The sequence below is a fragment of the Acinetobacter sp. ANC 4178 genome, from assembly GCF_004331175.1.
Classification (GTDB): domain Bacteria; phylum Pseudomonadota; class Gammaproteobacteria; order Pseudomonadales; family Moraxellaceae; genus Acinetobacter.
On sequence record NZ_SJOD01000001.1, the window covers coordinates 519818 to 532736 of the forward strand.

The 12919-nt window shown below is 39.8% G+C and carries 9 protein-coding genes; 5 read left to right on the forward strand and 4 right to left on the reverse strand.

Going from position 1 to position 12919, the window contains the following annotated elements; all coding sequences use genetic code 11:
* Nucleotides 1-116: 116 nt before the first annotated feature.
* The 3 genes from E0H87_RS02485 to E0H87_RS02495 all read left to right on the forward strand — a co-directional run bounded on the left by E0H87_RS02485 (nucleotide 117) and on the right by E0H87_RS02495 (nucleotide 6725).
* Nucleotides 117-2978, forward strand: coding sequence for an EAL domain-containing protein (locus E0H87_RS02485; protein WP_131322084.1), 2862 nt, complete (start codon nucleotides 117-119; stop codon nucleotides 2976-2978).
* Between the two features lie 144 nt (nucleotides 2979-3122).
* Nucleotides 3123-5402, forward strand: a complete 2280-nt coding sequence (locus tag E0H87_RS02490; RefSeq protein WP_131322086.1) for an NADP-dependent malic enzyme — start codon at nucleotides 3123-3125, stop codon at nucleotides 5400-5402.
* A gap of 81 nt (nucleotides 5403-5483) precedes the next feature.
* The gene (locus tag E0H87_RS02495) at nucleotides 5484-6725 is read left to right on the forward strand and encodes a multifunctional CCA addition/repair protein (protein WP_131322088.1); all 1242 of its coding nucleotides are present in this window, start codon (nucleotides 5484-5486) and stop codon (nucleotides 6723-6725) included.
* Between the two features lie 56 nt (nucleotides 6726-6781).
* Here E0H87_RS02495 and epmA read toward each other — a convergent pair whose 3' ends face one another.
* Nucleotides 6782-7759 (reverse strand): EF-P lysine aminoacylase EpmA, encoded by a 978-nt coding sequence (gene epmA / locus E0H87_RS02500; protein ID WP_131322090.1) that lies wholly within the window; start codon nucleotides 7757-7759, stop codon nucleotides 6782-6784.
* Nucleotides 7756-8823: a 4-phosphoerythronate dehydrogenase gene (locus E0H87_RS02505; RefSeq protein ID WP_131322092.1), complete on the reverse strand. Its 1068-nt coding sequence runs from the start codon at nucleotides 8821-8823 to the stop codon at nucleotides 7756-7758. Before E0H87_RS02505 ends, epmA begins: the two co-directional genes overlap by 4 nt.
* A gap of 207 nt (nucleotides 8824-9030) precedes the next feature.
* Here E0H87_RS02505 and E0H87_RS02510 point away from each other — a divergent pair, with 207 nt between their 5' ends.
* Complete coding sequence (locus E0H87_RS02510; RefSeq protein WP_131322094.1) at nucleotides 9031-9348, forward strand: hypothetical protein; 318 nt, start codon at nucleotides 9031-9033, stop codon at nucleotides 9346-9348.
* A gap of 67 nt (nucleotides 9349-9415) precedes the next feature.
* On the opposite strand, the gene E0H87_RS02515 is transcribed toward E0H87_RS02510, so the two are convergent.
* Nucleotides 9416-10009: a 1-acyl-sn-glycerol-3-phosphate acyltransferase gene (locus tag E0H87_RS02515; RefSeq protein WP_131322096.1), complete on the reverse strand. Its 594-nt coding sequence runs from the start codon at nucleotides 10007-10009 to the stop codon at nucleotides 9416-9418.
* 463 nt (nucleotides 10010-10472) lie between these two features.
* Between E0H87_RS02515 and E0H87_RS02520 the strand changes: the two genes are divergently transcribed.
* Complete coding sequence (locus E0H87_RS02520) at nucleotides 10473-10940, forward strand: copper resistance protein NlpE (RefSeq protein ID WP_131322098.1); 468 nt, start codon at nucleotides 10473-10475, stop codon at nucleotides 10938-10940.
* Between the two features lie 77 nt (nucleotides 10941-11017).
* On the opposite strand, the gene E0H87_RS02525 is transcribed toward E0H87_RS02520, so the two are convergent.
* Nucleotides 11018-12622, reverse strand: a complete 1605-nt coding sequence (locus E0H87_RS02525; protein ID WP_131322100.1) for an isocitrate lyase — start codon at nucleotides 12620-12622, stop codon at nucleotides 11018-11020.
* Between the last annotated feature and the right edge of the window lie 297 nt (nucleotides 12623-12919).

The following is a 12919-nucleotide window of genomic DNA, read 5'->3' on the forward strand; positions in this document are numbered from 1 at the left end:
TGATTAATCTAAAAGTGACCCAATATTTTGTGATTTTATTAAACGACTCAGCAGATGAATGGAACGTATAACCTACACAGTATCTAGAACAAAACAAAAATAAGGTTATGAATGTTATGCCCGATTTTTTAGATGCGAATCTTAGACCGCAGTTACGCGCTGCGCAAATTCATAATTCCATAAGGCATATCCAATTATTTTTGGTCAGTATTCTCATTATTTTTTTATATGTTTACTGCGTTTATCAGTTTAATTTTTCACACTTTTCTGTCTATTTTAATGTTTGGTTTTTGCTCACAGAATTCCTTGTCGGCAGTTTTTGGTTACTCACCACAACTCGATTTAAGTTTGAACAATACTCTGTTACCCAAGCACATCACTGGGTACAATTTCTCTGCATAGGAATCGGTATTCTAATTGCAACTGGTATTAGTCTTATTTATTACTATTTACCGCAGGTCAATCCAAGTTTTGAACCCGTCCATGCCTTAACATTATCAGCCTTACTGTTAATTGTGACTCAAGCATTAGCACTTACTTTCCTGACCCAACGCCTTGATTACTTTTGTCTAATTTTCATTCCATCTATTATTCCTTACTTTATATCTCAGTTTATTCTTACTGACCAAATTAACCAATTATTTCATCTGACCGTGAACTTTGTTCTCATCGTCATTTTATTGTGTGCCAATTCTACTGTACGAATCCATAAACGCTTATCTGCTTTATATTTACGCAATGGTCAACTCATTAAAAGTGCTGAGCAACAAGTAACTCGGACGGAAGAATTATGTGAACAACTGCAAAATGAAATGAACAAATCTAAAGAAATTGAATTACAACTACAGCAAAATAACCAGCAATTAGAGCAAAAAATTAAAGAACGCACTTTTGATATTGAACAAATGAATCGCAATCTAGAAAACCAACAGCAAAATTTGGATCTTGCCCATGAAATTGCAGGCTTAAAACCTTGGGACTGGAATATTAAAGAACGTCACATATCAGTCAATAACTATCAACAACAGAAAAAACGTAAACATTCAAAAGAACACAGCATTCAACTACAAAACACCATTCATCCAGATGATTTATTCTGCTTTAAAACAGCGTTAAAACAACATCTTCGTGCCGAGACGGATCGCTATGAAGCGACCTATCGCGTACTGCAACCCAATGGTGAATGGACTTGGGTGCATGATATTGGACGTGTGATTGAACGAGATCCTACCAATAAAAAACCTTTGCGTATGGTGGGCATACAGCGCGATATTCATCAGGAACGCACCGATCAAGAGCGTTTAAAACTGGCTGCCAGTGTTTTAGAACAAACGGCTGAAGGTATTTTTATCCTCGACAAGCATTTACATTATGTCAATGTAAATCCTTTTTATGAAAAGATCACAGGCTTTAATAAAGACCAATGTTTAGGTCAGCATCTTTTTGCACTCACCTCAAACCATAAATCCGCGCAGCAACAAAACCATCAGGTAATTTTGGAGCAATTGGCACGTACAGGTGAATATGATGGCGAGCTGACTGAAAAATTTAGCACAGGCAAAGAACTGACATTTTGGCTACATATCAATGCCATACAGGATGAGCATAATCGCGTCATCAATTATATTGGGATTGTTTCTGACCTGACAGAACGTAAACTTCAAGAACAACGCTTATCTTATCTTGAAAATTATGACACTTTAACCGACTTACCAAACCGCTTTTATTATAATTATCAATTACATCAATACTTAGTGTCTCATCAAGACTCCATTCAACAATTGGCTGTGATTCGGCTCAATATTGACCGCTTCCGACCCCTCAATGAATATTTGAGTAATAATGGTGGTGACGAACTGTTAAGACAAGTCGCTCAGCGTCTGCGCTTAACCAACACTGATGCGCTGTTCTTGGCACATTTAAATGGCGATGATTTTGCCATTGTGTATGAGATTTCTCATATTCGCCCATCAATTCAACAGCATTGTGAACGTATTCAAGATGCCTTTGCTGAACCATTTGATATTTTTGGACAAGATCATATTATCACGGTGTCGATGGGTATTTCATTTTATCCTGAGCATGGTCGACAACTGGATTATTTAAATAATTGTGCCGAACAAGCCCTAACTGAAGCGAAACGTTTAGGTGGTCACACCATGAAATATTACTCGAGTGATAACACCGCCTTACTTGAACAAGGCATTTATTTAGAACGAGACTTACGTCAAGCTATTCGTAATGATGAACTGGTGGTTTACTACCAACCCAAAATCGACTTTAAAGATCAACATGTTTATGGTTTTGAGGCATTGGTCCGCTGGAATCATCCAACCAAAGGCATTATTCCGCCTGCACTCTTCATTCCAATGGCAGAAAAAACCAGCTTAATTTCAGATATTGGCCGAATTGTCATTCGTAAAACAGCTAAACAAATTAGCTATTGGAATTCGATTGGTTTCAACAATATTTGCGTGTCGGTTAATGTCGTTGCACAACAATTACAACGTGGGCAACTCCTCTCCGATTTAGATGAAGCGATTGCGACGTATCAAATTTCTGGTGAAAGTTTAGAACTTGAAATTACAGAATCTTCGCTGATTGAAAACTCAAAAACAGTCAAAATATTATTGGATCAAATTAAGCAACGCCATATTAATATTGCATTGGATGACTTTGGTACAGGTTATTCTTCTCTGGCTTATCTCGCCGACTTCCCCATTGATATTCTAAAAATAGATCGTGCCTTCATTGCCAACATTGGTGATGGCAAACAAGATGCCATTATTAGTGCTATGGTTGCCATGGGTAAAGCGATGGGATTGACCGTCGTCGCCGAAGGGATTGAAACTGAACAACAGCTTTGCTATCTCGAAAAACTACAATGTGACATTGCTCAAGGCTATCTTTTTTCTAAACCACTGTCTGAAAAAAATGCCACCGAATACTTACAACAACACAAACTTATCCCTTCTTAATCTAAGTCAATAGGCTCAAGGTCTAAGTTTGTGTAAAAAAGAATCGTGTACGACTGGGCTTAAAAGACAAGTAATGGTATATTCGAGCAAATTCAGCAAAACCACCAGCATAAGCTGGACCACTCAGTAACAAACGAGATTCAGATGGACGATCAATCATTAAAACAGCAAGCTTTGTATTATCACGAGTTTCCAACCCCAGGTAAAATCAGTGTTACACCTAGCAAGCAGCTGGTCAACCAACATGACTTAGCACTTGCTTACTCCCCAGGTGTTGCTGCGCCTTGTTTAGAGATTGAACGCGACCCTTCAACTGCCGCCCTATATACTGCCCGTGGTAACCTTGTTGCCGTGATCACTAATGGTACTGCAGTACTTGGACTAGGTAACATCGGTCCATTAGCGTCAAAACCAGTAATGGAAGGTAAAGGCGTCCTGTTCAAAAAATTTGCTGGTGTTGATGTCTTCGACATCGAAATCGCTGAAAATGATCCAGACAAAATCGTAGATATTGTTGCAGCGTTAGAACCCACTTTTGGCGGTATTAACCTCGAAGACATTAAAGCGCCTGAATGTTTCTACATTGAGCGTAAACTTCGTGAACGCATGAATATTCCTGTGTTCCATGATGACCAACATGGTACTTCAATCATTGTAGGTTCTGCTTTACTGAATGCACTTCAGTTAAATGGCAAAAAAATTGAAGAAATCAAAATTGTGGCTTCTGGTGCAGGTGCTGCTGCCCTTTCATGTTTAGACTTACTTTGCGCAATTGGTGCAAAGAAAGAAAACATTATCGTTGCTGACTCACGCGGTCTACTCACGACTCAGCGTGAAGGTCTAGATGACTCGAAAAAACGCTACGTACAAGACATTGAAGGCACACAACTTGCAGATGTGATTGCTGGTGCTGACATGTTCCTTGGTCTTTCTGCTGCGGGCATCTTAACCAAAGAAATGGTTAAGGTTATGGCAAAAGATCCAATTATTTTTGCTCTTGCTAACCCAGATCCAGAAATTTTACCTGAACATGCACATGAAGTTCGTGATGACGTGATCATGGCAACAGGTCGTTCGGACTATCCGAACCAAGTGAACAATGCACTTTGCTTCCCATATATCTTCCGTGGTGCACTTGATGTGGGTGCAACGACCATTAACGAAGAAATGAAAATTGCTTGTGTCTACGCAATTGCGCGTATGGCACACATTGAAGCAGATGCTGCAACTTATGGTGAAAAATCTGCATCATTTGGTCGTGACTATTTAATTCCACGCCCGCTTGATCAACGCTTGATCCTTGAAATTGCACCAGCCGTTGCACAAGCCGCAATGGATTCTGGTGTTGCGACACGTCCAATCGAAGATTTCTCTGCGTATCGTCAACGTTTGTCTGAGTTTGTTTATAACTCTGCATTCATTATGAAACCAATCTTCGCTCAGGCAAAAACTGATCCTAAACGTATTGCTTATGCCGAAGGTGAAGACCTCCGCGTATTACGTGCAGTGCAAATTGCAGTAGATGAAGGTATGGCGAAACCAATTTTGGTGGGTCGTACTGCGGTGATCGAAGCCAACATTAAGAAATTAGGTTTACGCTTAGAACATGGTGTGAACATTGAAATTGTTGACCAAGAGCAAAACCCGAACTACGAAAAATTTGCTGAAGACTATTACGACATTATGCAACGTAAAGGGGTAACACCTGAATACGCACATCGTGAAGCTCGTCGTCGTTCAACATTAATCGCGGGCATGTTGGTTAAGCATGGTCTTGCTGATGGCATGTTGTGTGGTACATATTCAAGCTATGACATTCACTTAGACTTCGTGAAAAATGTGATTGGTTTGAAAGAAGGTCGTACTAACTTCTTTACCTTAAATGCCTTAATGCTTGAAGATCGTAACCTGTTTATTGCAGATACGTATGTAAATACCAACCCGACTGCTGAACAGTTGGCTGAAATGACAATTTTAGCGGCTGAAGAAGTGCGTCGTTTTGGTATCACACCACGTGTAGCACTACTTTCGCATTCTAGCTTTGGTTCAGATCAAAATGATCCAAGTGCACAAAAAATGCGTAAAGTATTTGAAATCTTGAGTGAAATTGCACCTGAGCTTGAAGTTGAAGGTGAAATGCACGGTGATGCAGCAATGGACGAAACTATTCGTCACTTTGCCTTCCCGAACTCACGTTTCAAAGGTTCTGCTAACTTATTAATTATGCCGAACTTAGATGCTGCTAACATTTCATTCAACCTCTTAAAATCAACTTCTGGTAACAACGTTACTATTGGTCCTATTTTATTAGGTGCAGCGAAACCTGTTCATATTCTTACACCAACGACAACAACACGTCGTTTAGTAAACATGACAGCATTAACTGTAGCTGAAATTCAGCAAGCTGAAACTGAAGCGCTTTAATCTTTAGTGAAAAGCTCAAGTTATTGACTTGAGAAAACCTCTATTCTGTAGCATGATTGCTTGAAGAATAGAGGTTTTTTCATGCAAGTTTATTTAGTAGGCGGTGCAGTACGAGATCACTTACTCGGACACCCCTATCACGAAAAAGATTATGTCGTTGTTGGTGCTACTCCAGAGCAATTACTTGCACTTGGCTATCAGCCTGTTGGCAAAGATTTTCCCGTTTTTCTACACCCAGAATCAAAAGAAGAATATGCCTTGGCCCGGACTGAGCGTAAATCAGGACAGGGTTATCATGGTTTCGAGTTCTTTACCGATGTTAGCGTCACACTTGAAGATGATTTAATTCGTCGTGACTTAACCATTAATGCCATGGCAATGGATGAACATGGTCAAATCTACGACCCCTATCAAGGTCAATTAGATTTAGCCAATAAAATACTGCGTCATGTTTCCAATGCCTTTGTTGAAGATCCACTTCGCGTGTTGCGTGTGGCACGTTTTGCCGCGCGTTATAAACCGTTAGGGTTTAGTATTGCCACAGAAACCCTCGATTTAATGCGAAAATTGGCTGAATCAGGTGAATTAAATGCACTTACTCCCGAACGGGTCTGGAAAGAAACTTCACGTGCGCTGATGGAACCCCATGCCGATGTCTATTTTGAGGTTTTAGAAGCTTGTGGGGCTTTAAAAGTTCTATTCCCCGAAATTCAAGCCCTGTTTGGCATTCCACAACGCCCTGAATATCATCCTGAAATCGACTGTGGTGTTCACACCTTGATGTCCTTACATCAAGCCTGTAAAGCCAATTATTCACTGGATGTACGCTTTGCTGTTTTAGTGCATGATTTGGGTAAAGCCCTCACCCCTGAGCATGAATTACCACGGCATATCATGCATGAAGAGCGTGGAATTAAACCCGTAACTCAAGTCTGCGATCGCTTAAAAGTACCGACTCAAACCAAACAATTGGCATTGGCCGTTTGCAAAGAACACTTAAAGTGCCATCAAGCGTTTGCATTAAAACCTGGAACACTTTGGCGCCTATTGCAACGTCTTGATGTACTTCGCCGCCCAGAACGGGTCGAAGCCTTTATACAAGCCTGTGAATGTGATGCACGTGGACGTCTTGGACTTGAAGATCGAGAATATCCGCAAGCCGCCTATATGCGGAATGCGATGGAAATTGTGCGCAGCATTAAAGCACAAGATTTACCTGAAGATATTCAAGGCTCGGAAATCGGTGAAATGCTGATTCAACGTCGCATTCAAGCCTTGGAAGCCTATAAAGCACAGCATGTTACGGCCGATAAATCAGAATAATCAAAAGCCCTTGAAATCAATAAATCAAGGGCTTTGAATCTTCAAATTATTTATGATTATGCAATCTGCGCTGGGAAAGTAATCACCTGTTCCAAGCGCATTTTTTCAGTCGCCACCATCAACAGACGATCTAAGCCTAAAGCAATACCCGCACATTCCGTCATATTCGGCAAAGCAGCTAATAGATATTCATCAATAGGCATCACATGCAAGCCTAATTGCTTACGCTCTTGATTATCTGCCTCAAAACGTTGACGCAATACATCTGCATCAATCAATTCATCATAGGCATTCGCCAATTCCAAACCTTCAATATATAACTCAAAACGAGCGGCGACCAACTCGCCATCATCATCGATACGCGTTTTCGCAAGTGAAGCTAATTCAGGTGGAAAGTCTGTCAAAAATACTGCCGTGTCAAAACCTAAACTTGGCTCTACAAAATGTGAAAACAGTAAATCAATATAACCCAGTCGATCATCACCCAAATCTAGATTTAAGCCGAGACGGTGGCAACAATCTTTCAGCTCTTTTAAACTTGCCTGTAAAGGGTTTAACTCCAAACGATCCATAAACGCATGTTTATAACTTAAAATCGTCGGGCGAATTTCGCCAAAACGCTGTGCTAAAGTCACATTTAATAAATCTGCAACTTCAAACATCAAGTCTTTTAAACTAAAGTACGGGCGATACCACTCCAGCATACTAAATTCGCTGTTGTGCTTACGCCCATGTTCATCGTCACGGAAAACCTTACAGATTTGATAAATAGGTCCGCTGCCACTTGCCAATAAACGTTTCATGGCAAATTCAGGCGAAGTCTGTAGATAATGTGTTGCAAGTTTACCTTGCACATGGCGCTGTGCCTGTATCGAAGCCAAATGTACATCGGTAACACCTGCTTGCGATAAAATCGGGGTTTCAACTTCTAACACTTGACGTTCTGCAAAGAATTGACGGATCTGTGCATACATCTTAGCACGCGCTTGCATTGCCGCTAAATCACAAGTCGGTTGATAATGAACTTGACTCACGCCTGTGGACCTCCATGTGCTGCCCACTCACGTCGAAGCGGATAGTTCTTTCTCAAAGTATCAAATGCTTGCTGTTCAACTTTGCCGTGCTTTACACATGCTCTTAAATTGGCATCATCTTGAGCAATATCATAAATCTGGTTTAAATGTTGAGTCAGCACGGTTTTAAAATCAGCTTGGGCAAAATATTGCTCACAACTTGGAAGTTGAGTTTCAAACCGTTTTGTAGCAGCTTGAGCAAAGACTTGACAAAATGCCTCATAAATCATCTGAGTACCACGTGCCTTCCCTTCTAAGCTATAACCTGCGATATGGGGTGTCGCCAGCGCCAAAAGCTCTAATAGTTCAGATGAAATTTCTGGTTCATGCTCAAAAACATCCAATACCACAGTACGATTGGTGTTTCGAATATCTTGCATTAAATCAGCTTCTGCAACCACAGGCCCACGTGCTGAATTAATCAAGATGGCATTCGGCTTCATTTGAGCCAAAGTTGCTGTATTGAATAAATGATAAGTTGGATGTAGACCTGATTTAGTCAAAGGCACATGAATTGAAATTGCATCGGCTTGTTGTAATAACTGAGTAAAATCCACTTGGTTAACATGATCTTTAGTTACAAATGGATCACAAGCAATTACTCGCCATCCTAACAACTGCGCCATCGTGGCGAGTCGAGAACCGACATTACCTAATCCCACAATCCCTAAGCAAAAATTTTGCTCGGCAGAAATCAGTTCAGGTTTTAAATGTAAAAGTGCAGTAATTACATATTCCGCTACCGCTTGCGCATTACATCCCGCTGCATTCGACCATGGAATACCTGCCGCATTTAAAGCTTGAATATCCAAATGATCCGTACCAATTGTGGCACTGCCCACATAGCGAAGAGCTGTATTCTGTAACAAGGGAGCATTTACCTTGGTTACCGAACGCACCAAAAGTGCATCAGCATCCACAACATCGGAATGACTTAAATTCCGACCTGCAACATGTTGGATTGCACCGAATTCTGCAAAAAAATAGTCGGTAAAAGCAAGATTTTCATCAGCCACAATTTTCATGATTTGGACCAGCAATTGATTCAACACTATCTTACTGGTTTAGAATTCTACTGACCATTCAAATACGATTATTTGATTTTTTCTTTCTGGTTTTTCCGCACCACTGTTTACTTTACGTGCAAAGAATCAAAAGCATACATTAAAATGATTTTATATCATTTGATTGGCACGTAGAATGCTGAGCACTTTTATAAAGCACCATTCCTCATGTTACGCCTTTCCTTCATTGCTTGCGCGCTGCTGTTCACAGGTTGCGCTTTCGGCACCAGCAAAGAAATAAAACAAGCTGAAAAACTACTCGAACATTTTCAATGCCACAATATTGAATCTAGCCAGATGATGCACAGCCCCATCATTAATTATTATGAAAACGCATTAGGAAACTCCAGACAAAAAGTTGAAGGATATGTTCAAAGTTATAAAGATGGCGACATTCTGTTTCATGAACCGCTACCCGATGTCATCTCAGTAGAATATGAACATTATAAAGAAGCTTGTCAGTCACTTGGAGGATTAAGCCAATAAAGGTTTCAGATGTAAAAAAGCGAGGTCAGGATTTCACTGCCTCGCTTGAAAGATGATTTAAAATTAATCAAGCATCTTGTTGATTCAAATAACGGGTATCAATACTGAATTTTTCAGGAAATTTTGGTTGGATACTGGCATAGAATTGCATAATTTCTTGCATATCTTGCTCATAGTTCCCTGTCGGGTAGACAATCTTGCCTACACCTGCCTCTTTTTTTACATAATCCATATAAGCCAAAGCAATGGGCACACCCGCATTGACTGCCACATGATAAAAGCCCGTTTTCCATTGTTCTTGCTTCGAGCGCGTGCCTTCTGGTGTAACGAGCATCACTAATTTAGGATGCGTTTTAAATAGATCAGTCATCAACTCAACCATACTTGGTCGAGCATCACCTTCATTTTTAGGACGACGATTAATTCCAATTCCACCCATTGCACGCACAAAAGGACCAAAAGGTAATTTCATATAACTGTCTTTAATTGTCAGACGTACATTGACACCTAATGCTTTCAAAGCCAAACGCGCGTAAAGTGCATCCCAATTACTGGTATGCGGTGCAGCAATCATGACACATTGATCTAAATGCTCAGGCCATTGATTATCTGTCTTCCACCCCATCAATGCCAAAGATTGTTCAGCCAACTTCTCAAACACAGCAACACCAAAATCAACAAAAAAAAGACAGCGAATTCTACCAGTCTAATTGAATAAAAAAAGTACCAGCTGATTAAAAATCACCCCATTAATATATAAATGTATAAATTGTTTATGACCACTTTTTTAGCTCAACCTTGCAATTATGGACTAATTTTCATCATGTAATTTTTTAGACATCAAACGATGAAAAATACAGATAAATACGTCATTAATTCTTATCTATATCGTAAGGATAATGAGATATCACAGAGCCTTTCATTTGTAAGAAAATATCTCTTAAGCTGAACTGAATACACCGTATTACAAATGAATGAAACGAAAAACTTGAAGCGCATTAAATTACACAAAGCTACTCTGTTTTACATTTTTAATATTCTACTGATTTATATAATAATTTATTTTACCTTTTGATCATAAAATCCATTCAACACTTAAACCACGATAATTTAAGGGACGAATAATGAATAAAACTCTGATTGCTACGCTGTTGTGTTGTTGTGCTTTAACCGCCTGCTCCAAACCCACGCAAAACGCAGAATTAAATGCTGCAACAACTGAAGCTCAAGTTGCCTCTTCAGCCGAAATTGATTCTGCACATAATGCCCAAAATTCTTTAGATTGGGCGGGAGATTATCAGGGCACATTGCCTTGTGCAGACTGCGAAGGCATTAAGACGTTATTGGTTTTAAATGCCGATTCAACTTATCACTTAACCGAAACATACTTAGGTAAAGGTGATCATAATCCATTTAAATCTGCTGGAAAATTCAGTTTTGACCAGAACGGCAGTGTCATTACATTGGATAAAAATGGTGATCATCGCAAATACTTTGTTGCAGAAAACCAACTTTATGCACTTGATCAAGAGGGTAAAAAAATTGAAGGGAACTTAGCTGAACATTACATTTTAAATAAAGACATCCATTAAAAATCTTTAATTTTCTCTCAAAAAATTTCCATTAAAAAACCCTGCTTTCGCAGGGTTTTTTTAAATCAAATCGTAGCTTAGTGAGCAGCGAATTGGTTCATTGTGTTTTTAGCATCATCGTGCGCTTTAAGAGCGTTGTCACCAGAGAAGATTTCTTTGTGATCATCACCGATGTCAGAACCCGCCATTGCTTGATGTTTAACACAAGCGATACCACCGCGGATTTCTTTACGTTGTACGCCAGCAACATAAGCCAACATACCTTCAGAACCGAAGTAACCTTGTGCAAGCTCATGAGTAGAAAGAGCAGCAGTGTGGTAAGTCGGAAGTGTGATCAAGTGATGGAACACACCTGCTTCACGAGAAGCATCCGCTTGGAATGTACGTACTTTCTCATCAGCATCAGCAGCTAATTCAGTTGCATCGTACTCAGCGCTCATTAATTTAGCACGGTCGTAAGCAGAAACGTCTTTACCTTCAGCAACCCAACGGTCGTAAGCTTGTTGACGGAAGTTTAACGTCCAGTTGAAAGATGGCGAGTTGTTGTAAACAAGTTTCGCATTTGGAACTGTTTCACGTACACGGTTAACCATGTGAGCGATTTCGTCAACGTTTGGAGTCGCAGTTTCGATCCAAAGAAGGTCAGCACCATTTTGAAGGCTAGATACACAGTCAAGAACAACACGATCAATTTGTGTGTCAGGACGGAATTGGTATAAACCAGAAGCCAAACGTTTTGGACGGTGAAGTTTACCATCACGTTTGATTAAGATTTCGTCTTCTTGAGCATCAGCAATGTCAATTTCTACAGTGTCTAAGAAACCGATGTATTGAGAAGCGATGTCGCCTGGCTCTTTAACCACTGGGATTTTTTGAGTCAAGTCAGCGCCTTCAGAGTCAGTACGCGCAACGATGATACCGTCATCAAGACCCATTTCTAAGAATGCATAACGTAATGCATGGATTTTAGAGATGAAGTCTTCGTGTGGAACAGTTACTTTACCAGCTTGGTGACCACATTGTTTCGCGTCAGATACTTGGTTTTCGATTTGTAGTGCACAAGCACCCGCTTCGATCATTTTCTTAGCAAGTAAGTAAGTCGCTTCTTCGTTACCGAAACCAGCATCGATGTCCGCAATAATTGGCACAACGTGAGTTTGGAAACCGTCGATTTGAGCAGTAATTTCAGCAGCTTTAGCAGTGTCGCCAGCTTCTTGAGCTTTTTTAAGCGCACGGAATAAATCGTTTAATTCTTTTGCATCAGCTTGACGTAAGAAAGTGTAGATTTCTTCGATTAGTGCAGGTACTGAAGTTTTTTCGTGCATAGATTGGTCAGGAAGTGGACCAAACTCTGAACGAAGAGCAGCAACCATCCAACCAGAAAGGTAGATGTAACGACGTTCAGTTGTACCGAAGTATTTTTTGTTCGCAATCATTTTTTGTTGTGCGATAAAACCGTGCCAGCAACCCAAAGACTGAGTGTATTTGCTAGAATCAGCATCATAAGCAGCCATATCACGACGCATAATTGCAGCTGTGTATTTAGCAATGTCTAAACCAGTTTTGAAACGGTTTTGAATTTGCATACGCGCAGCATCTTCAGGACTGATGTCTGCCCAAGTGCTTCCGAATTTTGCTTTTAATTCGCGGATTGCATCAATCGCTGTTTGGTATGTAGTCATGATATTTTCCTGTAATAATATTAGGATTTCATCAATTGAAGCACTAGAATCTGAATAATGATTTTTGTTCAGATTTACTGCACTTCATTAGGATGAATACAGATTAGATTGAGTTGTAAAATTAATCCAATATTCTCAAGTAATTTTCGGTATTTTTTAAAAAAATATATAGATCAAAGTCGTATTATAAGTAAATTGGTATATTTTAAATTACTGTTATTTATATACTTATTTAATTTTTAAAATAATATGATTTCTTACAAATTGGGCAATTTGATTAAAAAATAAGCATTAGAC

Bases quoted from the DNA above. Each gene is read 5' to 3' on its own strand.
- E0H87_RS02495 (WP_131322088.1), top strand. From the start codon at position 5,484: ATGCAAGTTTATTTAGTAGGCGGTGCAGTACGAGATCACTTACTCGGA.
- E0H87_RS02520 (WP_131322098.1), top strand. From the start codon at position 10,473: ATGAATAAAACTCTGATTGCTACGCTGTTGTGTTGTTGTGCTTTAACC.
- E0H87_RS02485 (WP_131322084.1), top strand. From the start codon at position 117: ATGCCCGATTTTTTAGATGCGAATCTTAGACCGCAGTTACGCGCTGCG.
- E0H87_RS02510 (WP_131322094.1), top strand. From the start codon at position 9,031: ATGTTACGCCTTTCCTTCATTGCTTGCGCGCTGCTGTTCACAGGTTGC.
- E0H87_RS02490 (WP_131322086.1), top strand. From the start codon at position 3,123: ATGGACGATCAATCATTAAAACAGCAAGCTTTGTATTATCACGAGTTT.
- E0H87_RS02505 (WP_131322092.1), bottom strand. From the start codon at position 8,823: ATGAAAATTGTGGCTGATGAAAATCTTGCTTTTACCGACTATTTTTTT.
- E0H87_RS02525 (WP_131322100.1), bottom strand. From the start codon at position 12,622: ATGACTACATACCAAACAGCGATTGATGCAATCCGCGAATTAAAAGCA.